Origin of the sequence: Nocardia brasiliensis ATCC 700358 (assembly GCF_000250675.2) — a bacterium.
Taxonomy (GTDB): Bacteria; Actinomycetota; Actinomycetes; order Mycobacteriales; family Mycobacteriaceae; genus Nocardia; species Nocardia brasiliensis_B.
On the sequence record NC_018681.1, the window covers coordinates 7,913,037 to 7,935,878 of the forward strand.

Genomic DNA, 22,842 nt, shown 5'->3' on the forward strand with positions numbered 1-22,842 from the left:
AGTGTGCGCGCACCCACCGACACGGCCCGGCGATCAGCCGGGCAGCACCGGGACGGCGTTCGCGCCGAGGCCCGGCACCTCCCGCCAATACGGTTCGCGCTCGTCGGGATTCGTCGTCAGCTCCAGTACCGCCCGGGAATCGGCGGCGTACTGGTGCTCCGGTGAGGCACTGACCTGCCGCACCGGCGTCGTCAGGTTCCGGCTCGTATACGCCTGCGACCCCGATCCGTCGATCGACACCGCACCGATCGGATCGACGTTGCCCTCCCTGGCGATGATCAGCCGATCGCTGCCGTACCACGACACCGAGACCGCGGCCGTGCTCGAATCGACGCCGACCGGCAGCGGTGAGGTCAGCGCGTAGCCGCCGCCCGGCTTCGGCACCACCACCGCGACATACACCTTGCCGTCGGCGATCAACGCGGCGCGCACCCCGGTGCGGGAGACCCGTAGCTCGGTGATCGGCAGCCGGAAGGCCGAGCCGGCCCCGCCGGTGAGCGCGGAGATGTCGACATCCTGCACCGAGACGGTGCCGGTGGTCCGGTCGTTCACCGCCCGGACCACCCGATCCCCGTCGATCACCGCCCAGGCGGCGGTGCCGTCGATATTCCAGGACGGCCGGGTGATGGTGCCGCCCTCGGCGACCGGAATCGCGTTGCCGCCGTAGGTGCCGATCATCAGGGTGCGCGGTTGTTCGGGTGCGGGCCGGCCCGCGTCGGCCACGCCCGCGACCAGTTGCCCGTCCGGCGAGACGGCGGCCGACACCAGGTTGTTCACCGCGCCGAAGTAGCCCGGCGCGGCCGTGACGGCGCCGGTGTTCGCCACCTGTACCAGCGTGCCGCCGCGCAACGCGTGCAGCCCGATCTGGTTGCGCCCGTTCATCGCCGCGCTGAACTGCTGTACGTCGGCCACCGCCCAGCCGCTCGCCGAGAAGCGGTCGTCGAGCGGTTTGCCGTCGGCCAGCAGCACATACGGCCCGATGATGTCCGCGCCCGCGAGGGTGAGCACCACCTGCGCGGCGAGTAGCTCGCGATCACGCGGTGCTAGCGCCGAGGCGCCCGCGAAATCTATGCGCACGCCGCCGACGCCCACCCCCACACCGTCCGGGTCGCCGTTGGCCTTGGTGACCGGGCCGCGCAGGGCGATCGGCTGGGCCAGCTCGTTGCGCAGCACCGGCGTCAGCGCGGGCTGGGTGCCCTCGCCGAGCATGCTGAGCAGCCGCTGGGTCAGCTGCACTTTGGGCACCGAGATCCAGCGCAGGTCCGGAACGACCGAGCTGCTGGTCGGATCCACGAAGTAGAGCACGTAGCGCCGGTAGGACTTGCCGAAGGCGACGGAGTCCATCACCACGCCGTCGGGCAGTTCGTCGATGCGCCACTCGTTGTTGACCCGGATCATCTCGATCTTGTTCTCGAGCGGATCGGCGGTCGCCTGGTAGGAGCCGTCGGCCTTGAGCTCGCCGACCTTGCGCGCCCGCACCCGATAGGTCGCCTTGTCCCCGGAACGCGACTCGCGCAACGTGTCCGGCTTCTCCACGATGGTGATGCCCGCGGCGTCGTCCCACTGGGCGGCGGCCGACGGGGTCATGAACTGCCGGGCCGCCAGGTGCCGATTGGTCGGGTCGGCGGTGGCCGAGAGGAAATCGCGCAGCAGCAGGTCGGGGTCGCGGCCCTGCTGCGGCTGCGGCGGGCCCTCGGAGGTGGGTTCCCGGTTGATCGTGCCGAGGGCCTGCGGCGCCGAGGATTCCGGCAGGCTCGCGCACCCGGAGAGCACGACGAGCGCGGCCAGCACGGCCGCGCCGAACGCGAACAGCCGCTGCTTGCGCGCGGAACCGACTCGCATGCTCATAACGGTACGTCCCCGGATCTGCGCGCCGGATCCGCACCCGGCGGTGACGATTCGTCGTCCGGTCCGCCCGCTCGGGCGACCGGTGCGGCCGCATCCGCGCTGGGCGCGCTCGGCTCGGCGTCCGGGCCGGTCGCCGCGTGCGACGGCGCCACCGCCGTCGAGCCGTTGCCCGACGCGAAGACCGCGGTCCCGCCGGACGGGAACGACACGGTCTCCCCGGGCGCGGCCTCCGGTTCCGGCTCGGTCGTACTCGGCACGATCTCCAGTTCGGCCTGCCGGGCCGCCGCCTGCTTGCGCACGGGTTCCAGCGGCAGCGGGCTCGCGCCGAGCTTCTTGCCCCGCACCAGCGGCAGCGTCAGCCGGAAGCTCGCGCCGACGCCGACCTCGCCCCAGGCCTCGAGCCTGCCCTCGTGCAGGTTCGCGTCCTCGACGCTGATCGACAGGCCCAGACCGGTGCCGCCGGAGCGGCGCATCCGGGACGGGTCCGAGCGCCAGAACCGGTTGAAGACCAGCTTCTCCTCGCCGGGCCGCAGCCCGACGCCTTGATCGCGGACCACCACCGAGACCGCGTTGGCGTCCAGATCGCCGCGCATCCGGATCAGCACCGGCTTGCCCTCGCTGTGATCGATGGCGTTGGCCAGCAGATTGCGCAGCACCCGCTCCACCCGGCGTGGGTCGACCTCGGCGACCAAAGGCTCCTCCGGCATATCGATCACGACCTCGACGCCGGCGTCCTTGGCCAGGTGCCGCACCGTCGAGATGGCCGCCCGCGCGCACATCCGCACGTCCAGCGATTCCACCTGCAGCTCCGCCACACCCGCGTCGTGGCGGCTGATCTCGAGCAGGTCGTTGAGCAGTCCCTCGAACCGGTCCAGCTCGTTGACCAGCAGTTCGGCGCTGCGCGCCAGCGCGGGATCGAGATCGTCACTGCTGCCGTGGATCAGATCCGCCGCCATCCGCACCGTCGTCAGCGGGGTGCGCAGTTCGTGGCTGACATCGGAGGTGAACCGGCGCTGCAGATTGCCGAACTCCTCGAGCTGGGTGATCTGATTGGACAGGCTCTCGGCCATCTCGTTGAACGCCTGCGCCAGCCGGGCCATATCGTCCTCGCCGCGCACCAGCATGCGTTCCTTGAGCCTGCCGTCGGCGAAGCGGCCCGCGATCCGGGCGGCCGACCGGATCGGCAGCACCACCTGCCTGGTGACCAGCGCGGTGATCGCGGCGAGCAGGACCAGCAGCACGATGCCGCCGATCATCATGGTGCCGCGCATCAGCGACAGGCTGCGCGCCTCGCTGGCCAGCGGGAAGATGAGATAGATCTCCAGCGTCGGCACGTCGACGCTCGGGCTGCCGATGATCAGCGCCGGGCCGTGGTACCAGCTGGAATCCGAGATCGTGGTGAACTGCCTGCTCACCTGGCCGCGCCGGACGAAGTTGCGCAGCTCGACGGGCACGTCCTGAATGGGGCCCGCGGTGAGTTCCTGCTGGCTGCCGTCCACCATCACCAGCGCGAGGTCGTAGCTGCCCGCGACACCGGTCTGCGGGCTACCGCCGCTGGACAGCGTGTTGCGAGCCTCGACCAGCCGGGTCTGGGTGTTGGCGTCCTGGATGCTCGACAGCTGGCCGTGCACCGCGTTGCGGGCACGCGACATCTCCTCGACCGCGGCATTGATCTTGGTGTCGAGCATGCGGCTGGTGATCTGATCGGTCAGCACCACACCGAGGATCGTGATCACGATCAGCGAGAGGGTGATCGTGGAGACCGCGACGCGCAGCTGCAACGACCGCTGCCACAGATGGCCCAGCAGGACACCCAGCTCAGCGAACCGGGCACCCGCTGCCGCCAGCGCCCGCTCCAGTTGGTTTCTGGAGCGACGGATCACGGCCGCGCCTCGACGGCGACCGGCGCCGTCGTCCGGGCGAACGCGGCGGCCACGACCCGTGCAACGCGTGTGCTCACGGTGGTCCAGCTTTGTAGCCGACACCACGAACGGTCAAGACGATCTCCGGATTCTCGGGATCCTTCTCGACCTTGGCGCGCAACCGCTGGACGTGCACGTTGACCAGTCGGGTATCGGCGGCGTGCCGGTACCCCCACACCTGCTCGAGCAGCACCTCACGGGTGAACACCTGACGCGGCTTGCGGGCCAGCGCCACCAGCAGATCGAACTCCAAGGGCGTCAGCGAGATCTGCTGTCCGCCGCGGGTCACCTTGTGCGCGGGCACGTCGATGACGATATCGGCGATCGAGAGCATCTCCGCGGGTTCGTCCTCGGTGCGGCGCAGCCTGGCGCGCACCCGGGCGACCAATTCCTTGGGCTTGAACGGCTTGACGATGTAATCGTCGGCGCCCGACTCCAAACCGAGCACGACGTCGACGGTGTCCGTCTTCGCCGTCAGCATCACGATGGGCACGCCCGAATCCGCGCGCAGCACCCGGCACACGTCGATGCCGTTCATGCCGGGCAGCATCAGGTCCAGCAGCACCAGATCGGGGCGGATCTCCCGAACCGCCGCGAGGGCCTGTGTGCCGTCGCCGACCACATGCGGGTCGAACCCTTCCCCGCGCAAGACGATCGTGAGCATCTCAGCGAGCGCCATATCGTCGTCGACGACCAGAATCTTCGGCTTCATAATTACTATGTTGTCATCTCCCAGGCCAGGATCGGGTCGCCACGCCAACACTGGTACGAACCCGCCGCACATCTAACCCTATCGGGTAATCAAATCGGCGAATCGCGCGGCCAGCGTGGCTGGATCGTCACCGGATCGGAATATCCACCACGGGCCGTACCAGTTCTGTTGGGCCAGCTCACGGTACACCGCGAGGGTGCGCTGCTGTAGTCGCGCGTCCCGCTCGTAGGCGTCGAGCGCCCGGCTGCTGTCGAGTTCGCCTCGGCGCCGGGCTCGTTCGGCCGCGAGCTCCGGCGAGACGTCCAGCAGCACCTGCACCGCGGGGGCGGGCAACGCGAACCGTTCGTACTCCAATTCGCCTATCCAGCCCACGATTGCGCCCTCGGCGGACTGCTCGAGCCGGGCCGCGTTGTAGGCGGCGTTGGACGCGACGTACCGGTCGAGCAGCACGATGTCGTTGTCCGCCAACAACTTCGCCAGTTCGTCGCGGGCGTCCGCCCGGTCCAGCGCGAACAGCAGCGCCATCGCGTTCACCGACGCCGCCAGGTCGCCGTGCGCGCCGTGCAGCGCTTCGGCCGCCAGATCCGCGTGCACCGAGCGGCCGTAGCGCGGAAATGCCAACGAGGCGACGCGTAGCCCGTCCGCACGCAGCCGCGCGGTGACGGCATCGGTCAACGTCCGCTTACCGGCCCCGTCCAGCCCTTCGACGACTATCAACGCTCCCATGGCAGGCAGGGTACTCAGCACCCGGTTGCCGCGGCCCGTCGGTGCGCCGCGGCGGCCGGATCGATGTCCGCGGGCTTACCCGCAGCGTCCGTTGCACTGGTAGCGCCAGAGCGTGCCGCAGCCGCCCTTCTTGTTGCAGCCGTTGACGAGTCCGACGCAGCGGGCGTCGCCACAGTGGCTGCTCGCCGCGCTGCACTCGCAGTCGGGCAGCTTGGCCAGCAGCGTGCGCTCGCCCGCCTCGGTGTCCGGTCCGAGCACTCCGACGATGCGGCGGGCCTGCGCACGACCGAACTCGGCCTCGACGCGGGCGGCCGCCGCGTCGAGCCGGACGGTGAGTTCGTCGGTTCGCTCGCCGCGGAAGGTCGCCGGATCCGCGGCCAGATCCTCGATATGCCGAAGTGCCGCATCCTGTTCCGTGGACAACCGCTCGCGCGCGGCCCGGGCACGGGCCAAATGCTCGGTCCACAAACGGCTTTGCACCTCGGCGGGCAGCTGGACGATCGCGGCACGACGGTATGTCATGGGGTACTTGGCGATACCGTCGAGGTCCTGCGGCAGCGAGCCCAGGTTCTCCTGCACCCAGCGGTGCGCCGACGACGCCTCCGCGACACCGGCCCCGCGACCGAGCACCAGCCAGCCGGCCAGAACCGCGCCGGACCCGGCCAGCAGCACGCCGCGCCGCGAGGGGCCCTGCGCCACGATCGCGGCCACACCGTCCGGTGACCGCTGCGCAGCGGACTCGGCCGCGGCGAACTCACCCAGCACGCGCAAGACCCGCACCGTCGCGCGGGGACCGAGCACGCCCGTCAGCCGCACCGCGAGCGCCGGACCGGTCCAGCTCTTGGCTGTACCACCGGTGACCCGGAGCAGCGTCGGCTGCCAGGGCGCGGCCGGGCCGAGACTGTCGTGGCGCCAACGGATCACGTCCGCGTCCGTCAGCGGCCGGGTGTCGAGCCGATCCCCCGCGACCTGCGCGACGAGATCGGAGATCCGCGTGCACTTCGCGCACGAGCCGTCGAATGCCAGAATCCAGCGCGAGTCCTTCATGGTGCATACCCCCCGGGAGCGATGACGTCCGGCGATCTGCTTTCGCCGGACGCTAGGTATCGCCATTGTCGAAAGGCCCCGCCCTCGCCCGCAATGGAATCGCCCGCGAAACAACGTGCCTGGCAGCACAAGTGGCAGCACTGCCAGCTTGCGCGAAAAGCACACGGCCGCCGGACCCGAGGGGTCCGGCGGCCGTGTGCGTCAGTCGCTCAGTAGCGGTAGTGCTCCGGCTTGAACGGGCCGTCGACGTCGACGCCGATGTATTCGGCCTGATCCTTGGTGAGCTTGGTCAGGGTGCCGCCGAGCGCTTCGACGTGGATCTTGGCGACCTTCTCGTCGAGGTGCTTGGGCAGGCGGTAGACCTCGTTGTCGTATTCGTCCGGCTTGGTCCACAGTTCGATCTGCGCGATCACCTGGTTGGAGAAGCTGTTCGACATCACGAACGACGGGTGGCCGGTGGCGTTGCCCAGGTTCAGCAGGCGGCCCTCGGACAGCACGATGATCGCCTTGCCGGACTCCTTGAACGTCCACAGGTCGACCTGCGGCTTGATGTTCAAACGCGTTGCGCCCGAACGTTCCAGGCCCGCCATGTCGATCTCGTTGTCGAAGTGACCGATGTTGCCGAGGATGGCCTGGTCCTTCATCGCCTTCATGTGGTCGAGGGTGATGATGTCCTTGTTGCCGGTCGAGGTGATCACGATATCGGCGTTGCCGATCGCCTGCTCGACGGTGACCACGTCGAAGCCGTCCATCAGCGCCTGCAGCGCGTTGATCGGGTCGATCTCGGTGACCTGCACCCGGGCGCCCTGTCCCGCAAGCGATTCCGCGCAGCCCTTGCCGACATCGCCGTAGCCGCAGATCAGCACCTTCTTGCCGCCGATCAGCACGTCGGTGCCGCGGTTGATGCCGTCGATCAGCGAGTGGCGGGTGCCGTACTTGTTGTCGAACTTCGACTTGGTCACCGAGTCGTTGACGTTGATCGCCGGGAACACCAGCTCACCCGCCGCCGCGAACTGGTACAGCCGCAGCACACCGGTGGTGGTCTCCTCGGTGACGCCCTGCACCGATTCGGCGATGGCGCTCCACTTGCCCTTGTCGGACTCGAAACGCTCGCGCAGCAGGTTCAGGAAGACCTTGTACTCGGCCGAGTGGTTCTCGTCCTCGGGCGGCACCACGCCGGCCTTCTCGAACTGCGCGCCGCGCAGCACCAGCATGGTGGCGTCACCGCCGTCGTCGAGGATCATGTTGGCCGGCTCGTCCGGCCAGGTCAGCATCTGCTCGGCGGCCCACCAGTACTCCTCCAGGGTCTCGCCCTTCCAGGCGAAGACCGGGGTGCCCTTGGGCTCGTCCACGGTGCCGTTCGGGCCGACCACGATGGCGGCCGCGGCGTGATCCTGGGTGGAGAAGATGTTGCAGGAGGCCCAGCGCACCTGCGCGCCGAGCGCCACCAGGGTCTCGATCAGCACGGCGGTCTGCACGGTCATGTGCAGCGAGCCGGAGATCCGCGCGCCCTGCAGCGGCAGGACCTCGGCGTACTCGCGCCGCAGCGCCATCAGCCCGGGCATCTCGTGTTCGGCGAGGCGGATCTCCTTGCGGCCGAATTCGGCAAGCGCGAGATCGGCCACCTTGAAGTCGATGCCGTTGCGGACGTCCGCGGTGAGTGAAGTTCGCGCGGGAAGTTCTGAGGTCGTCATAGCCTCTGTCTGCCTCTCCTGGAAGTCGGTACCAACACGCAAGGCTAGTCGCTGGCGCGGCGGCTGGGTACACCGTACTCACCCTTGCTAGCTTGGCGCGATGCCGAACCTGCGCGCTATCGCCACGACCGCTGTCGTCGGGCTGTCCGTCCTGGGTCTCAGCACCGCCTGCGACAGCGGATCGGACGCCGCACCCGCAACTCCGTCGCGAACCGTCGACCTGCAGGCGCACCGCGGCGGACGCGGCCTGACCGTCGAGGAATCGCTGCCCGGCTTCGCCAAGGCGCTCGAGCTCGGCATCACGACGCTGGAGCTCGATATCGTGCTCACCGCCGACCGGATGCCGCTGATCTGGCACGACCCGACCGTGCTCGCCACCAAATGCGCCGACACCGCGCCCGCGACCGTGGACGACCCGGAGTTCCCGTATGTGGGCAAGCTGGTGCACGACCTGACCTACACCCAGATCCGGACCCTGGACTGCGGGCGGGCCCTGGCCGATTTCCCCGGCCAGCAAGCCCTGCCGGGCAACAAGATAGCGACGCTGCCCGAGCTGTTCGATCTGGTGAAGTCCTACCGCGGCGCGCACCCGAGGTACAACATCGAAACCAAAGTGGAAGCCGAACATCCCGAACAGTCCGCCACGCCACAGGAATTCGTGGACGTCATCCTCGCCACCGTGACCGCGGCCGGCGAGACCGGCAACGTCGAGATCCAGAGCTTCGACTGGCGGTCGCTGCCGCTGGTGCGCAAGGCCGATCCGACCATCCCGCTGGTCGCGCTCTACGACGACACCACCTTCGTCGCCGGCTCGAAGTGGCTCGGGCCGATCCGGTTCGAGGACTACCCGGACGATCCGCTCGGCGCGGTGAAAGCGTTGGGCGCCAACGTCGCCTCGCCCGGTTACTCGGTGCCCTACGGCCGCAAGGCGGGCGAACCGGGCTTCGCCCTGGTGGCGGACAAAACCTACGTCGACCGCGCGCACGAACTCGACCTGCGCGTCATCCCGTGGACCGTGAACGACAAGGCCACGATCGCCGCCCAACTCGAAACCGGCGTAGACGGCGTGATCACCGACTACCCCGACCGAATGCGAGAGGTGATGCAGGAGAAGGGACTCCCTCTCCCGCCCGCCTACCACCGCTGAACCCGCCACCCCCGGCCCGAAGTCGGGCGCACCCACCGCGCACGACTCCACACCGGTCAGCACGAACTGCGAGACCGGCACATCACGCGCGACTTCCCATCATTCGCCGGCGAACCGAGGCCGGGCGCACCCACCGCGCCCGACTCACATCAGTCGTCGGCGAACCGGCGGGGCCGCGTTCTCAGATCGCGCCCGACTCCGCCACCACCGAACCGGGAGCCGCGCACGCACGCCGTGCGCGGCTCCCCGTCGGTCACCACCGAACCGGCGGGCCGGGATCTCAGATCGCGCCCGACTCCGCTACCGTCGCTTCCCTGCGCTGCGCCGATCCGTTGCGCTGCACCACAGTGTTGCGCTGAACGGCACCGTTGCACGGGCTGCCCGAATTGCCCGATGGCACACCGGTTTCCGAGGTGACACCACTGCCCGAGGCGACACCATCCACCGCGGCGCCGGAACCACCCGGGCGCACGTCGCTGCCCTGCACCACACCATCGGCCTGCGCGCCACGATTCGCCTGCGCCGCACCCGCACCGTTCGATCGCGCCGCACCACTGGCCTGCGCCGCGCCATTCGTGTGCGCCGCGAAATTCGAGGGCACCGCACCGTCACCGCCCCGCACCGCACCGTTCGACTGCGCCGCACCTTGGGCACCATCGTTGGCCGATGGCACACTCGCAGCTCGCGCCGCACCGTCCGCACCGTCTGCTTGCGCCGCACCATTCGCTCGGGCCGTACCACTCGTCTGCTCCGCACCATTCGCCTGCGCCGGGGCATCCGACTGCGCCGGGGCATTCGTTTGCGCCGCTGCGTTTTCCGGGGTCCGGGTGGCCCAGCCGCGGTAGCGCTCCAGGAGCTGGCGGCGTTTGCGGGGGTGGATGTTCGCGCGGGTGACGTCGCCCTCGTAGTGCTCGAGCACGCGATGGTCCATCACCGCCCGCCACAGCGGGGGCACGACCGCGAACAAAATCATCGTGGCGTATCCGGCCGGCAGCTGCGGCGCCTGCATGGAACTGCGCAGCGTCTGATACCGGCGGCCGGGATTGGCGTGATGATCACTGTGCCGCTGCAGATGGAACAGGAAGATATTGGTGACGAGCCGGTCGCTGTTCCAGCTGTCGCGCGGTGAGCAGCGCGCGTAATTGCCGTTCGGCCGCTTACCCCGCAGCAGTCCGTAGTGCTCGATGTAATTCACCGTCTCCAGCAGCGAGGCGCCGATCACGGCCTGCAGGATCAGCCACGGCAGAATGCCGATGCCGAACAGCGCCATCAGCGTGCCGAACAGCACCACGCTCATCGACCAGGCCTGCAGGATGTGGTTGTGCACGCTGAACCAGCGCCGGTTCTTGCGCGCCAGGCGCACCCGTTCCAGTTCGATGGCCGAGCGGAAGCTGCCGAACACGCTGCGCGGCAGGAACTCCCAGAGGGTCTCACCGAGCCGGCCGCTGGCCGGGTCTTCCGGCGTGGCGACCCGCACGTGGTGCCCGCGATTGTGCTCGACGAAGAAGTGGCCGTAGAACGACTGCGCCAGCGCCACTTTGGCCAGCCAGCGTTCGGCGTTCTCGACCCGGTGACCCAGTTCGTGCGCCGCGTTGATCCCGATGCCGCTGACGAATCCGAGCGTCGCCGCGAGACCGAGCTTGTCGACGACGCTCAGCTCGTGCCCCGCCCACATGGCGCAGGCGATGAGCAGGCCGATCAACTGCACAGGCAGGAACAGATAGGTGCACCACCGGTAATACCGGTCATTGGACAGCAACTCGTAGTCCTCATCGCGCGGATTGGTGCCGTCCTCGCCGACAACCCAGTCCAGGACCGGGATGACGATCAGCACGATGATCGGACCGATCCACCAGAACACCTTTGCCCCGGTCTGCAACACGAGTTGCGAGGGCAGCAGGGCGCTCAGTGGAGCGATCAGGCCGAAAACCCATAAGTGTCGTTTGGGATCAGTTGATACCGGCGGTTTGCCAACCGTTTGCACGTTTCTCCCGCTAAATAGGAACCCTAACTCCGATGTACGAGAATAGTTCCAGACTGCACGGCCGTTTCGCAGACCTTGACGGATGAAACGTGACGAGGATTACAACCCTGACAGTTGGTTTTTAAGCCCACTCATATGTTAGTGAAGCGTGGCTTACTTTCCGCAAACATATGCGGGGTCGAGCGGGTTCCCTACTGCTCGATTCGAGCGGCGAGAATCGCCTCGACATACGGGCTCAGCAACGCGCTCAAATCCTCCGGAGCGTCGCGCCCCGGGCCGGGCGGGGTCGGAATGTAGCTCAGCGCGATGCGCACCAGCGCGTGCGCGATGACATCCGATTCGGCCGCGGTCGCCGCCACCCAGCTCTGCTGGAACGCCAGCGAGAGCCGGGCGGTCGCCTGCTCGAGCAACGGCCCGGCGTCGAGGGTGATCAGCCGCAGCAGATCCAGCTTCACCTCGCCGGCCAGCAGCGAACGGACCAGCGGATCGGCCGCGGCGTCGAGGAAGAAGTTGCGCATCCCCTCCCGGAACGCGGCGCGGGCATCACCGACATTGCCGGTGATGGCCGCGTCCACGTGGTCGACCAGATCGTCGGCCAGGCGCAGCGCGTACGCCTGCGCGAGACCGCTGCGGGAACCGAACTCGTTGTAGAGGGTCTGCCTGCTGACGCCCGCCCTGGCGGCCACATCACCGAGGGTGATCTTGGACCAATCCCGTTCGGTGAGCAGTTCCCGCATGGCATCGAGGACCGACGTGCGCAGCAACTCCCGCGCGGCCTCCTGATAGGGAATGCGAGTTCCGGTGCGCGCCATACCCGCGACACTGTCACGGGCGGTTCCCGCAGTCAAAACATCACGACCGCTCTATTTCGACCATGTAGAAGTCCGCCTTCGCGGCGCCGCAGTCCGGACACGTCCAGTCGTCGGGAATATCGTCCCAGCGCGTGCCGGGTGCGATACCGTCCTCCGGCCACCCCTTCGCCTCGTCGTATTCGAAACCACACTGAATGCACTGAAAAAGTTTGTAATCGTTCATTTGGCCGCTCCCACCCGTTCGAAATCGATCTTTTCCCGCACCCCACAATCCGGGCAGCACCAGTCGTCCGGAATCACGTCCCACCGGGTGCCCGCGGGAAATCCTTCGTGCGGATCGCCTTTCGCCTCGTCGTAGACGTATTCACAAACGGGACAACGGAACAGATTCATCACGCCACCCCGTCGGCCCGCAGCTCGGTGCCGTAACGGGCAATCACCTTGTCCCGCTTGCCCGGTTGAATATTGGCACGGGTGATGTCGCCGTCATAGTGCGCGAGCACGCGCTTGTCCATCACGCGCCGCCACAGCGGCGGGAAGTAGGCGAGCAGGATCATGCTGGCGTACCCGCTGGGCAGGTTCGGCGCGCCGTCCCAGCTGCGCAGTGTCTGATAGCGCCGGGTCGGGTAGGCGTGATGATCACTGTGGCGCTGCAGGTGGTACAGGAAGATGTTGGTCACGATGTGGTCGCTGTTCCAGCTGTGCACCGGCGCGGGCCGCTCGTAGCGTCCCGACGCGGTCCGCTGCCGGACCAGACCGTAGTGCTCGAGGTAGTTGACCGCCTCCAGCAGGCTGAACCCGACCACCGCCTGCAGCACCAGATACGGCAGCAGTTCGAGGCCGAACACCGCGACGAGCACCAGGTAGAGCGCCGCCGACATCAGCCACGCGCTGAGCACCTCGTTCTTCAGGCTCCACGGCTTCTTCTCGAGCCGCGACAGCCGGGTCTTCTCCAATCGCCACGCCGAAGTCAGGCTGCCCCACACGGTGCGCGGCCAGAAAGCCCAGAAGGTTTCGCCCACACGGGAACTCGCCGGATCCTCGGGGGTCGCGACGCGCACGTGATGACCGCGGTTGTGCTCGATATAGAAGTGACCGTAGAACGATTGCGCCAGCGCGATTCTCGACAGCCAGCGCTCCAGATGCACCTTCTTGTGGCCCAATTCGTGCGCGGTGTTGATGCCGATCCCGCCGATCATGCCGACCGTGATCGCGAGGCCGATCTTGTCGACCACGTGCAGGCCGCCGTCGAAACCGAGCCAGCTCACGTTGTCCGCGGTGATCAGGTAGCAGGCCATGAGCAGCGACGCGTATTGGCACGGCAGATACAGGTAGGTGAGGTAGCGGTAGTACTTGTCGTGCTCCAGATACTCCATCACCTCGTCCGGCGGATTATCGCCGTCGGGCCCGAAGAATATGTCCGCCAACGGAATCAGCACATACACCAGGATCGGGCCGAGCCAGAACGGCACCTGTGCCAGCCGATGCCAGCCGAGCGCGTTGAGCGCCAGGATCACCGGGATCCCGATGGTGAACAGGCCGGTGGGCGCGAACAGACCCCACAGCCACATATAGCGCTTGCGGTCGCGCCAGTCCGGCGTCGCCGTCGGCTGCGCGGACGTGTCGGCTGCTGTCGACATCGTTGTCTCCAATCCAAAAGCGGCACGCCACGTGTGACGTGCGTTACCTCTGCCATGGACAATAGAGATCGATTTGTCGCCTGTCTATACAAATCAGAGAATTTGTAAAGCCGAGATGTCGCAGACAACGAGAACGCCCCGGTCAGGCGAGGCCTGACCGGGGCGTTGGCGCGTCGAGGGGTGTTACCGCAACAGCACGTCGGCGTTGTCCGGAAGTGCGTCCACCGGCCACCAGCGCAGGTCCGTCGACTCCGCGCTGCGCACCGGCACCGCGCCCGCCGGGGCGGTGATCCGGAACAGCAGGTCCAAATGCCGCGTCGGCCGGCCGAGCGAACAGGTGATCGGATGCGCCTGCGCGCCGTACAGCTGCGGCTCCATCCGCAACCCGGCAATGCCGGATTCCTCGGTGGCCTCGCGCAGCGCCGCGCCCGCGACGGTCTCGTCCGACTCCTCGCAGTGCCCGCCGAGCTGGATCCAGCTACCCACCCGCGGATGCAGGGTCAGCAGCACCTCGCGCTCGTCGTGCGAGAACACCACCGCCGAGGCGGTGATGTGGCCCGGCGCGTGCTCGCGCAGGCACCCGCGCGGCGCCGCACCGAGGAACGCGAGCATCGCCTCGCGCAGCGACTGGTCGGAACCGGCTGCGGGCGACCAGGATTCGAGCAGCGCGGTCGCCGAGGCATGCAACGAGCCGGCGGTCATCGGCGCACCCGCCTCACAGCTCGACCAGCCCGAAATCGTTGCCGCGCACCGGGCGAGGCGTCAGCTCCTCGAGCGGGTGACCGACGGCGATGGCGCCCAACGGGTTCCAGTCGTCCGCCAGTCCGAGCACCTCCCGGGTGAGCTCCGGGGCGAAGATCGTCGAGCCGATCCAGCAGCTGCCGAGCCCCTCGGTGGCCAACGCGACGAGCAGGCCCTGCACCGCGGCGCCGACCGCGACCGTGAACATGGTGCGCTCGTTGGCCCGGCGCCGTTCGTCCGGATAGTCGTGCGCGCCGTCGGGCACGCAGAACGGAATGATGACCTCGGGCGCACCGCGCAGGATGTCGCCGCGCGCGATCCGGCGCTCCACCCGGTCCGGGGGCAGCCCGTCGCCGGTGAGGTCGGCCCGCCACTTGTCCGCCATCGCGTCGAGCAGCCGCGTCCGCAGCTGCGCATCGCGCAGCCAGACGAACCGCACCGGCCGGGTGTGGTGCGGGGCGGGCGCGGTGAGCGCGACGGACACCGCGGCGCGTACCCGGTCCGGATCGACCGGCGCGTCGGCGAACTGCCGGACCGAGCGGCGCAGCAGCACCGCCTCGCGGCGACCCCGCTCGATCGCCTCGGCGGTGCCGAGCCAGAACAGGTCGTCGGTGCCGCCGCGCAGCAGGTCGGCGGCGGTCGAACCGTCGTCGGTGATCGGTAACCCGCGCACGACCGCGACCGGCACTCCGCCGAGCTTGCCCTTCACCAGGTCGGCCGCGGCGGCGAGTTCGTCGGCGACGGCGACCTGGGTCACCTGGAGTTCGTTGCCCTGCCCGTCGACGGCGCCCGCGTAGTCGTGCAGCACCCGCAGCCCGGCGGAGCCGATCGCGGTATCGATCTGCCCGCTGCGCCAGGCCCGGCCCATGGTGTCGGTGATGACCACGGCCACCTGCACGCCGAGCCGTTGCGCCAGCTCGGCGCGCAGCACCCGCGCGCTCGCGTCGGGATCGGCGGGCAGCAGGACCAATTCGCCCTGTTCCACATTGGAGCCGTCGATGCCGGAGGCGGCCTGCACGATGCCCAGCTTGTTCTCGGTGATCAGCGTGCGGCCCTTGCGCGCGAGCACCCGCACCGCCTCCTGTTCGACCAAGGCGCGGCGGGCGGCGTCGCGCTCCTCCGGATCGAGCGGCGCCTCGACGATGCGGCCCTCGGCCTTGGCGACGATCTTGCTGGTGACCACCAGCACGTCGCCGTCGGCCAGCCACGACGCGCGAGCGGCGATGTGCTCGGCCAGATCGTCGCCGGGGCGGAACTCGGGCAGGCCGGTGATCGGCAGGATGCGCAGTTCCCCGGCCGCGTGGTCGGTCACGGTGTTCGCCTCGGTCACGGTTTCACTCCCGCCAGGTCGAGCGCCTCGCGCACCATCTCCGCGGTGGTGGGCGGATCGGTCATCAGCAGCGGCACGCTGCGTACCTCGACACCGGGCACGTCGGCGGTGTCGGTGGAGTGGATCAGCCAGCCGTCCAGGATGCCGGTGGCCGAGCGGGCCCCGTAGTAACGGCCGATCGCCTCCGCGGTGGTCGCCACCCCGATCACGGACAGGCATTCGTCCGCCATCCCGCGCAACGGCTTTCCGTCGATCACGCCGGACACGCCGATCACCTTGGCGGTGGTGGTGCGCAGCGCGCCGCGAATACCGGGCACCGCGAGGATGGCGCCGATGCTCACCACCGGGTTCGACGGAGCGAGCAAGACCACATCCGCGGACTCTATGATCTCGGTCACATTCGGCGCCGGTTTGGACTCCTCGGCCCCGATTGTGGCGAATCCATGGGTCTCGATGTTCGCGCGGTACCGAACCCACCACTCCTGGAAATGGATCGCGCGACGTTCGCCAGGGTTGTCCGGGTCACTCACAACCACGTGCGTTTCACACCGATCGTCGGTCGCCGGGATCAGTTTCACGCCCGGCTGCCACCGGTTGCAGAGCGCCTCGGTGACCGCGGAGAGCGGGTACCCCGCGCGCAGCATCTCGGTGCGCACCAGATGGGTGGCGATATCGCGATCCCCGAGTCCGAACCAGTCCGGCTGCGCGTGGTATTTCGCCAGCTCTTCCTTGGCGTGCCAGGTTTCGCCGACCCGGCCCCAGCCGCGTTCGGTATCGATGCCGCCACCCAGGGTGTACATGCAGGTATCGAGGTCGGGGCAGATCCGAAGGCCGTGCATCCAGACGTCGTCACCGACATTCACGATCGCGGAGACATCGGCCTCGGGCAGCAGTTCCCGGACCCCTTGGAGGAAACGCGCACCACCGACACCACCGACGAGAACGGCAATCCGCGGCCCGGTTACGGGCTCGGCATCCGCTTGATGAACAGTCACATCCGCACAGCCTATGCGTTGCCGGAGCGGGCGATGTTCATCGGATATTTGCTGGTCATTTGCCCTACTCTGCCTCAAGATCATCTTGGAAGGCGTTCGCGGATAGTAACGGAATAGCGACGGCCGCTTGACCATCGACACGTCCGGCGTGTCTAATCACAGTCATGTCATTTCGGGTTCGCGCGAGAGTTCAAGGCGCGAACGGCTTTTCGAACAGATGTTCGCATCGGGATGACGAGCTCGGGGACGTCCGCGGGACAACGTCGCGGGGTATGGCCGTCGGTAGGCGTGTTGGTCCGACGGAACGAATCATTCTGCGCTAACACACAGTGAGGAGGCGGAGCGATGGCCAACGAGATGGTCTCGCCGACCGATTCCACAGCAGGCGCAGCACGTGGCGTCTGCGCTGAAAACGGCTGGAAGGATCAAGAGGGGGGTGACGAAGTCTCGACGTCCCGGCTCGGCTCGGGCGACGAAGTCTCGCCGCCCCGGCTCAGCCTGGTCGTCACGGGCTTCGACGAGATGTTCGAATCCATCGAAGAGCAGTGGCAAGAGCGCGCCCTGTGCGCACAGACCGATCCGGAGGCGTTCTTCCCAGAGAAGGGCGGCTCGACTCGCGAGGCGAAGCGGATCTGCATGGGCTGCGAAGTACGTGACGAGTGCCTGGAATACGCACTCGCCCACGATGAGCGTTTCGGTATCTGGGGCGGACTCTCCGAGCGGGAGCGCCGTCGCCTGAAGCGCGGCATCGGCTAGCTCGCCCCTCGGGATGACCCCCGAGTTATCCCAACGCGAGAACTCGCCACGGCGACAACGGATCTCGCTTCCACACGGATAGCTCCGGGGGTAGCCCCGAACCGCAGCGGCAGGCCGCCCCAGACCCCGGCGGCACGCACCGCGACCTGCGCGGACCGCACTGGGTGCACGGGCACCGAGCGAGCTGGCTAGTTTTATCCCATGGCACGTTCCCGGAATCGTCGTCCGCCGACCGCACGGTCGGTCATCCGCCGTGGTCGCGGGGTACGCGGACCGATGCTGCCGCCCACCGTGCCCGCCTGGCGCACCCGGGGCCAGAAATTCGACCGGCTGGTGCTCGAGGCGTTCGCACCGCTGGACACGCGCTGGCACGACCGGCTCACCAAGCTCGATATCGCCGTCGACGACGTGCCGAAAATCCGTCCGCTGCACCCCGATTCGGTCACCTGGCCGGACGAGGTGGTCGCCGACGGACCGGTGCCGCTGTCCCGGCTCATCCCGGCCGGTGTCGACCGGCACGGCGCGGCCACCCGCGCGCGGGTGGTGCTGTTCCGCAAACCGCTCGAACTGCGCGCCAGCGACCCCGACGACCTGGTCGATCTGCTGCGCGAGGTGCTGGTCCAGCAGATCGCCACCTACCTCGGCGTGGACCCGGACGTGATCGATCCGGAACCCGAGTAGGCACGCACCCAGCCGACGCCGCCGCGGCTACGAATGTTGTTGCGCGACACTCTCCTGCGTAGGCCAGTATTTGCCCGATTCCTGAGCGTGTCTGTCCACATCGGGGCGCCAGGAGGGTTACTCTCATCGGCGTGATCCCCATGCGTCGTTGCTGCCGTCCAGGTTGCAAGAATCCGGCCGTCGCGACGCTCACCTATGTGTACTCGGACTCGACGGCCGTGGTCGGACCGCTCGCCACCGTAGCCGAACCGCACTCCTGGGATCTCTGCGAAACCCACGGCTCCCGGATCACCGCCCCGAAGGGCTGGGAGATGGTCCGGCACGAGGGCGGATTCTCCTCCAGCACACCGGATGACGACGATCTGACCGCACTCGCCGAGGCCGTTCGCGAAGCCGGCCTGCGCCGCCGCCCGCCGGAACCGGATCAGCGCGGCTACCGCGACTACGCGCCGCCGCCGCAGCGCACCACCCGCACCGGTCGCCGGGGCCACCTCCGGGTACTGCCCGACCCGCCGTCCTGAACAAACCAGGACCGGGTCAAGTCGTCGCCACGGGGGCACTAGGGTGAAGGGCATGACTGTCGCCCGCTCTGCCGAGTTCGTCAACGCGGTGATCAAGGCATACGACGTTCGCGGTGTGGTCGGCGAACAGATCGATGCCGAATTCGTCAGGGACATCGGCGCTTCGTTCGCCAGGCTGATGCGCGCGGAAGGTGCGCAACGGGCCGTCATCGGCCACGACATGCGCGAATCCTCCCCCGGGCTGTCGCAGGCCTTCGCCGACGGCGTGCTCGCCCAGGGCCTCGATGTGGTGCACATCGGACTGGCCTCCACCGATCAGCTGTACTTCGCCTCCGGCCGGCTGGACTGCCCCGGCGCCATGTTCACCGCGAGCCACAACCCGGCCCGCTACAACGGCATCAAGATGTGCCGCGCCAAAGCCCTTCCGGTAGGCCAGGACACGGGCCTGGCCACGATCAAGGACGAGGTCGCGGCGGGCGTGCCCGCCTATGACGGCCCGCACGGCACCGAGACGAAGGTCGATCTGCTCGACGACTACGCGGCGTTCCTGCGCGGCCTGGTCGATCTCGGCGCGGTCCGCCCGCTCACCATCGCGGTGGACGCGGGCAACGGCATGGGCGGGCACACGGTGCCCGCGGTGTTCCGCACGCTGCCGCAGGTGACGATCGTCCCGCTGTACTTCGAACTGGACGGGTCCTTCCCGAACCACGAGGCCAATCCGCTCGACCCCAAGAACCTGGTCGATCTGCAGGATCTGGTGGTCAAGTCGGGCGCCGACATCGGCCTCGCCTTCGACGGCGACGCGGACCGCTGCTTCGTGGTGGACGAACAGGGCGACCCGGTCTCGCCGTCGGCGATCACCGCGCTGGTCGCCGAGCGCGAACTGGCCAAGGAGCCGGGCGGGGTCATCATCCACAACCTGATCACCTCGCGCGCGGTGCCCGAACTGGTCACCGAACTCGGTGGCACCCCGGTGCGCACCCGGGTCGGCCACTCGTTCATCAAGCAGCAGATGGCCTCGACCGGCGCGGTGTTCGGCGGCGAACATTCCGCGCACTACTACTTCCGCGACTTCTGGGGCGCCGACTCCGGCATGCTCGCCGCGCTGCATGTGCTCGCCGCGCTCGGCGAAAAGGACCGGCCGGTATCGGAACTGATGGCGGCCTACGAAACGTATGCGGCCTCCGGGGAGATCAACTCCACAGTGGCGGACGCGCAGGAACGGACCTTGGCGGTGGTCGAGGCTTTCGCGAGCCGGACGGTCTCGGTGGACCGGCTCGACGGGGTCACCGTGCAACTGGCCGACGACGCCTGGTTCAATCTGCGCGCGTCCAACACCGAGCCGCTGCTGCGGCTCAACGTCGAGGCCAGATCGCCGGAGGAAGTAGACGCACTCGTGACCGAGATCCTGCGCATCGTCCGGTCCTGACTGGAATAGTGGAATCAGGGCGGATGAAATCACAAGCTCAGGATTCAGCGATCGGGGAAGTAGACGGCCGTACCCGACGCCGAGATCCTGCGCATCGTCCGGTCCTGACTGGAATAGTGGAATCAGGGCGGATGAAATCACAAGCTCAGGATTCAGCGATCGGGGGAGCCGACGGCTCGGCCCGGGACCGGGAACCCGAGCATCGACCGCTCCCGACTGGAATAGTGGAATCACAGGCCCTGGACGCACCCGACTCGGGCCCGGCGTGGCAGCTGACTCGGGTGGGAGCAAGGGCGGAAACGACTCAGCGCGATGAGGGGAGGTGGGACGCCCGATGATCGCTGGAACACCGGTGCTCGACCTCGACGATGCCGCTTCACTCGAGGCAGCCGATACCGCGGGCGCCCTGCGTTCGGCGGCCTCCGGCGGAGCTCAGGTCCGGGCCACGGCAGCCGCCGTCGGCGAGGACGCCCTGGCCCGCCTCGCCGGTCTGCGACCACGCAGCGTCGTGTTCGTCTCCGGCGCCGGCCGGGCCGCGCGAGCCGCGAGCCTGCTGGTCGCCGCGCTCGGTGATCGCGCGGGCCTGCCCGTGGTGCCGGTCGCCGCGCTGCCGCCCTGGGTCGGTCCGCTCGACGTCGTCCTCGTCGCCGGCGACGACGCCGGCGATCCCCGCCTGACCGACGCGGTGGACCGCGCGCTGCGTCGCGGCGCCGAGGTGGTCGTCGCGACCCCGATCGAGGGGCCGATGCGCGCCGTCGCGGCCGGCCGGGCCGCCGTGCTCGCGCCCCGGGTGCCGGTGCTGGACCACAACCGGCTGCTGCGTTTCGTCGCGGCGGGCATCGCCGTCTTGCAGATCGTCGACCCCGGCCGCAGCGCGACGCTCGTGCCCGACCTCACCGCGCTCGCCGACATCCTCGACGCGGAGGCGCTGCGCGGCGGTCCGGCCAACGAGGTCTTCCGCAATCCGGCCAAAACCCTCGCTGCCCGCATGCATCAGCGCGGCGTGGTGCTGACCGGCGACTCCCCCGCCGCGGCCCAGCTGGCCGAGCACGGCGCCGAGGTGCTGCTGCAGTCGGCGGGCCGGGTCGCCACCGCGGTGGATCTGGCCGAGGCCGTGGCCGCCAGAGCCCGGATGACCGAGGCCGCGGGCGAATCCGCGCCCGGCTACGATCCGCTGTTCCACGACGAAGAACTCGACGGCCCCGTCCAGGTGGAACGCATGCGGGTGTTCGTGCTCAGCACCGACGCCGACCAGTCCGCCGCGCGCCGCCGGATCGCGGTGTTCGGCGGCGGCGAGGCGAGCCTGGTCGACGCCGATCTGGTGAACGCCGATGTCGATCTGCTGCACACCGGCCTCACCGACCCGTCCGTACCCGCCGCGCCACGCACCGAGGAACCCGCGTCCGGCGCGGGCGGCGAGGTGGAACAGCTCGCCGTGCTCGCGGTGCGACTGGAAATGGCCGCCGCATACCTACGGCTGCTCGGCACTCGCGGCACCGCGACCGAGAGCCAAGGGCAGTTCGGGGGCAACTACTAGTGCACGAACTCGTTGGTGCGCTGCGCTCGTACGCCTGGGGCTCGCGCACCGCGCTCGCTCAGTTGTGCGGCCGACCGGTACCGTCCGCCCACCCCGAAGCCGAACTCTGGTTCGGCGCGCATCCCGCCGATCCCGCGCACGTCCGAATCGCGGACCACACCACCTCGCTGCTGGACTTCGTCGCGGCCGACCCGATCCGCGAACTCGGCCCGGCCGCCGCGGAATTCGGCGGCAAGCTGCCGTTCCTGCTCAAGATCCTGGCCGCCGAGGAGCCGCTCTCGCTGCAGGCGCATCCGAGTGCGGCGCAGGCGCGCGCGGGCTTCGAACGGGAGAACCGGACCAACGTGGCGCTGGACTCCCCGATGCGCAACTACCGCGACGACAACCACAAGCCCGAACTGGTGGTGGCGCTGGACCGGTTCGAGGCGCTGGCCGGTTTCCGCAACCCGCGCCGCACCGTGGAGCTGCTGCGCGCGCTGCAGGTGCCGGGCCTGGAGTCGTACGCGAACCTGCTTGCCGCGCAACCGGACTCGGACGGTCTGCGCACCCTGTTCACCACCTGGATCACGCTGCCGCAGCCGGTGCTGGCCACCCTGCTGCCCGCGGTGCTGGACGGCTGCGTGCGGTACCTGTCCGGAAAAGGCAAGCGCGAGTTCACCGCCGAGGCCCGCACCGCCCTGGAGCTGGCCGAGGCCTACCCCGGTGACGCGGGCGTGCTCGCGGCGCTGCTGTTGAACCGGCTGACCCTGGAGCCGGGGCAGGGCCTGTTCCTCGCCGCCGGCAACCTGCACGCCTACCTGCGCGGGCTCGGCGTGGAGATCATGGCCAACTCCGACAACGTGCTGCGCGGCGGGCTCACCCCCAAGCATGTCGATGTGCCGGAACTGTTGCGGGTGCTGGATTTCGAGCCGATCGATCTGCCGGTCGTGCTGCCCGAGCCCGCCGGTGACGGCTCGGTGCGCTACGCGACGCCGGCACCGGAATTCGCGCTGCGCCGCTTCGATCTCGTCGCCGGTTCCGGCCAGGTGCCGCTCACCGCGGCCGGTCCCGGCATCGTGCTGTGCACCGCGGGTTCGGTCCGCTTGCTACAGGGCACCACCGAATTGGCGTTGCAGCGCGGTGCCGCGGCGTGGATCTCGGCCACCGACACCGACATTCGCGCCCAGGCGCCCGACGGCGACGCGCAGCTGTTCTGCGCGTGCGTCGGCGGGGTGGGCGCCGCGGGTCTGCCCGCCACCCTGACCGGGACCGATCAGCACCGCGGATAAACCCCGGGCATCGGGCCTCCGACGGCCGCGACACGCTAAGTTAGCCAGGATC

Annotated in this window: 20 protein-coding genes and 1 pseudogene; 7 read left to right on the forward strand and 14 right to left on the reverse strand. The window is 68.8% G+C overall.

What is annotated here, in order from left to right; translation table 11 throughout:
- Window positions 1-33 precede the first annotated feature (33 nt).
- The 6 genes from lpqB to ahcY form a co-directional block, all read right to left on the reverse strand.
- A complete protein-coding gene (lpqB, locus tag O3I_RS35235) occupies window positions 34-1,848 on the reverse strand; it encodes an MtrAB system accessory lipoprotein LpqB (RefSeq protein WP_014987815.1) in 1,815 nt (604 codons plus the stop codon).
- A complete protein-coding gene (mtrB, locus tag O3I_RS35240) occupies window positions 1,845-3,731 on the reverse strand; it encodes an MtrAB system histidine kinase MtrB (RefSeq protein WP_014987816.1) in 1,887 nt (628 codons plus the stop codon). The genes lpqB and mtrB overlap by 4 nt, the downstream gene beginning before the upstream one ends.
- Window positions 3,732-3,804: 73 nt before the next feature.
- Complete coding sequence (mtrA, locus tag O3I_RS35245) at window positions 3,805-4,482, reverse strand: MtrAB system response regulator MtrA (RefSeq protein WP_014987817.1); 678 nt, start codon at window positions 4,480-4,482, stop codon at window positions 3,805-3,807.
- A 78-nt stretch (window positions 4,483-4,560) separates the two neighbouring features.
- A complete protein-coding gene (locus O3I_RS35250; protein ID WP_041563072.1) occupies window positions 4,561-5,208 on the reverse strand; it encodes a dTMP kinase in 648 nt (215 codons plus the stop codon).
- Window positions 5,209-5,283: 75 nt separating this feature from the next.
- Window positions 5,284-6,255: a bacteriocin fulvocin C-related protein gene (locus tag O3I_RS35255; protein WP_014987819.1), complete on the reverse strand. Its 972-nt coding sequence runs from the start codon at window positions 6,253-6,255 to the stop codon at window positions 5,284-5,286.
- A 209-nt stretch (window positions 6,256-6,464) separates the two neighbouring features.
- Entirely contained in the window at window positions 6,465-7,949 is a 1,485-nt protein-coding gene (gene ahcY, locus O3I_RS35260; RefSeq protein ID WP_014987820.1) for an adenosylhomocysteinase, read from the reverse strand.
- 100 nt (window positions 7,950-8,049) lie between these two features.
- On the opposite strand from ahcY, the gene O3I_RS35265 reads away from it, so the two are divergent.
- Entirely contained in the window at window positions 8,050-9,096 is a 1,047-nt protein-coding gene (locus tag O3I_RS35265) for a glycerophosphodiester phosphodiesterase (protein WP_014987821.1), read from the forward strand.
- An 841-nt stretch (window positions 9,097-9,937) separates the two neighbouring features.
- Here the strand turns inward: O3I_RS35265 and O3I_RS35270 are convergent.
- The 8 genes and pseudogenes from O3I_RS35270 to cofD all read right to left on the reverse strand — a co-directional run.
- Window positions 9,938-11,080 (reverse strand): annotated as a pseudogene (locus O3I_RS35270) (alkane 1-monooxygenase); the annotation flags it as partial.
- 191 nt (window positions 11,081-11,271) lie between these two features.
- Complete coding sequence (locus O3I_RS35275; protein ID WP_014987823.1) at window positions 11,272-11,892, reverse strand: TetR/AcrR family transcriptional regulator; 621 nt, start codon at window positions 11,890-11,892, stop codon at window positions 11,272-11,274.
- A 40-nt stretch (window positions 11,893-11,932) separates the two neighbouring features.
- Entirely contained in the window at window positions 11,933-12,115 is a 183-nt protein-coding gene (locus O3I_RS35280; RefSeq protein WP_014987824.1) for a rubredoxin, read from the reverse strand.
- Window positions 12,112-12,285, reverse strand: a complete 174-nt coding sequence (locus O3I_RS35285; RefSeq protein ID WP_014987825.1) for a rubredoxin — start codon at window positions 12,283-12,285, stop codon at window positions 12,112-12,114. Before O3I_RS35285 ends, O3I_RS35280 begins: the two co-directional genes overlap by 4 nt.
- Window positions 12,285-13,532 (reverse strand): alkane 1-monooxygenase, encoded by a 1,248-nt coding sequence (locus O3I_RS35290; RefSeq protein WP_014987826.1) that lies wholly within the window; start codon window positions 13,530-13,532, stop codon window positions 12,285-12,287. The genes O3I_RS35285 and O3I_RS35290 overlap by 1 nt, the downstream gene beginning before the upstream one ends.
- A gap of 183 nt (window positions 13,533-13,715) precedes the next feature.
- Complete coding sequence (locus tag O3I_RS35295) at window positions 13,716-14,234, reverse strand: NUDIX hydrolase (protein WP_014987827.1); 519 nt, start codon at window positions 14,232-14,234, stop codon at window positions 13,716-13,718.
- 13 nt (window positions 14,235-14,247) lie between these two features.
- The gene (locus tag O3I_RS35300; protein WP_014987828.1) at window positions 14,248-15,603 is read right to left on the reverse strand and encodes a coenzyme F420-0:L-glutamate ligase; all 1,356 of its coding nucleotides are present in this window, start codon (window positions 15,601-15,603) and stop codon (window positions 14,248-14,250) included.
- Complete coding sequence (cofD, locus tag O3I_RS35305; protein ID WP_014987829.1) at window positions 15,600-16,598, reverse strand: 2-phospho-L-lactate transferase; 999 nt, start codon at window positions 16,596-16,598, stop codon at window positions 15,600-15,602. The genes O3I_RS35300 and cofD overlap by 4 nt, the downstream gene beginning before the upstream one ends.
- A gap of 522 nt (window positions 16,599-17,120) precedes the next feature.
- On the opposite strand from cofD, the gene O3I_RS35310 reads away from it, so the two are divergent.
- The 6 genes from O3I_RS35310 (at window position 17,121) to manA (ending at window position 22,790) form a co-directional block, all read left to right on the forward strand.
- Window positions 17,121-17,354 carry a WhiB family transcriptional regulator gene (locus O3I_RS35310; protein WP_029901515.1) on the forward strand — a complete coding sequence of 78 codons (234 nt, stop codon included), beginning with the start codon at window positions 17,121-17,123 and terminating at the stop codon, window positions 17,352-17,354.
- Between the two features lie 201 nt (window positions 17,355-17,555).
- Complete coding sequence (locus O3I_RS35315; RefSeq protein WP_162836687.1) at window positions 17,556-18,035, forward strand: metallopeptidase family protein; 480 nt, start codon at window positions 17,556-17,558, stop codon at window positions 18,033-18,035.
- A 140-nt stretch (window positions 18,036-18,175) separates the two neighbouring features.
- Window positions 18,176-18,556, forward strand: a complete 381-nt coding sequence (locus tag O3I_RS35320) for a DUF3499 domain-containing protein (protein WP_041563073.1) — start codon at window positions 18,176-18,178, stop codon at window positions 18,554-18,556.
- A gap of 52 nt (window positions 18,557-18,608) precedes the next feature.
- A complete protein-coding gene (locus tag O3I_RS35325; protein ID WP_014987833.1) occupies window positions 18,609-19,985 on the forward strand; it encodes a phosphomannomutase/phosphoglucomutase in 1,377 nt (458 codons plus the stop codon).
- A 334-nt stretch (window positions 19,986-20,319) separates the two neighbouring features.
- Window positions 20,320-21,522: a hypothetical protein gene (locus tag O3I_RS35330; RefSeq protein WP_014987834.1), complete on the forward strand. Its 1,203-nt coding sequence runs from the start codon at window positions 20,320-20,322 to the stop codon at window positions 21,520-21,522.
- Window positions 21,522-22,790, forward strand: a complete 1,269-nt coding sequence (gene manA / locus O3I_RS35335) for a mannose-6-phosphate isomerase, class I (RefSeq protein WP_014987835.1) — start codon at window positions 21,522-21,524, stop codon at window positions 22,788-22,790. Before O3I_RS35330 ends, manA begins: the two co-directional genes overlap by 1 nt.
- Window positions 22,791-22,842 lie beyond the last annotated feature (52 nt).

Excerpts from the sequence above, each read along its gene's own strand:
- O3I_RS35275 (WP_014987823.1), bottom strand. The coding sequence starts at position 11,892 with ATGGCGCGCACCGGAACTCGCATTCCCTATCAGGAGGCCGCGCGGGAG.
- ahcY (WP_014987820.1), bottom strand. The coding sequence starts at position 7,949 with ATGACGACCTCAGAACTTCCCGCGCGAACTTCACTCACCGCGGACGTC.
- O3I_RS35330 (WP_014987834.1), top strand. The coding sequence starts at position 20,320 with ATGATCGCTGGAACACCGGTGCTCGACCTCGACGATGCCGCTTCACTC.
- O3I_RS35280 (WP_014987824.1), bottom strand. The coding sequence starts at position 12,115 with ATGAACGATTACAAACTTTTTCAGTGCATTCAGTGTGGTTTCGAATAC.
- mtrA (WP_014987817.1), bottom strand. The coding sequence starts at position 4,482 with ATGAAGCCGAAGATTCTGGTCGTCGACGACGATATGGCGCTCGCTGAG.
- O3I_RS35290 (WP_014987826.1), bottom strand. The coding sequence starts at position 13,532 with ATGTCGACAGCAGCCGACACGTCCGCGCAGCCGACGGCGACGCCGGAC.
- O3I_RS35285 (WP_014987825.1), bottom strand. The coding sequence starts at position 12,285 with ATGAATCTGTTCCGTTGTCCCGTTTGTGAATACGTCTACGACGAGGCG.
- O3I_RS35325 (WP_014987833.1), top strand. The coding sequence starts at position 18,609 with ATGACTGTCGCCCGCTCTGCCGAGTTCGTCAACGCGGTGATCAAGGCA.
- O3I_RS35295 (WP_014987827.1), bottom strand. The coding sequence starts at position 14,234 with ATGACCGCCGGCTCGTTGCATGCCTCGGCGACCGCGCTGCTCGAATCC.
- O3I_RS35320 (WP_041563073.1), top strand. The coding sequence starts at position 18,176 with ATGCGTCGTTGCTGCCGTCCAGGTTGCAAGAATCCGGCCGTCGCGACG.
- O3I_RS35315 (WP_162836687.1), top strand. The coding sequence starts at position 17,556 with ATGGCACGTTCCCGGAATCGTCGTCCGCCGACCGCACGGTCGGTCATC.
- O3I_RS35250 (WP_041563072.1), bottom strand. The coding sequence starts at position 5,208 with ATGGGAGCGTTGATAGTCGTCGAAGGGCTGGACGGGGCCGGTAAGCGG.
- O3I_RS35310 (WP_029901515.1), top strand. The coding sequence starts at position 17,121 with ATGTTCGAATCCATCGAAGAGCAGTGGCAAGAGCGCGCCCTGTGCGCA.
- lpqB (WP_014987815.1), bottom strand. The coding sequence starts at position 1,848 with ATGAGCATGCGAGTCGGTTCCGCGCGCAAGCAGCGGCTGTTCGCGTTC.
- O3I_RS35255 (WP_014987819.1), bottom strand. The coding sequence starts at position 6,255 with ATGAAGGACTCGCGCTGGATTCTGGCATTCGACGGCTCGTGCGCGAAG.
- O3I_RS35265 (WP_014987821.1), top strand. The coding sequence starts at position 8,050 with ATGCCGAACCTGCGCGCTATCGCCACGACCGCTGTCGTCGGGCTGTCC.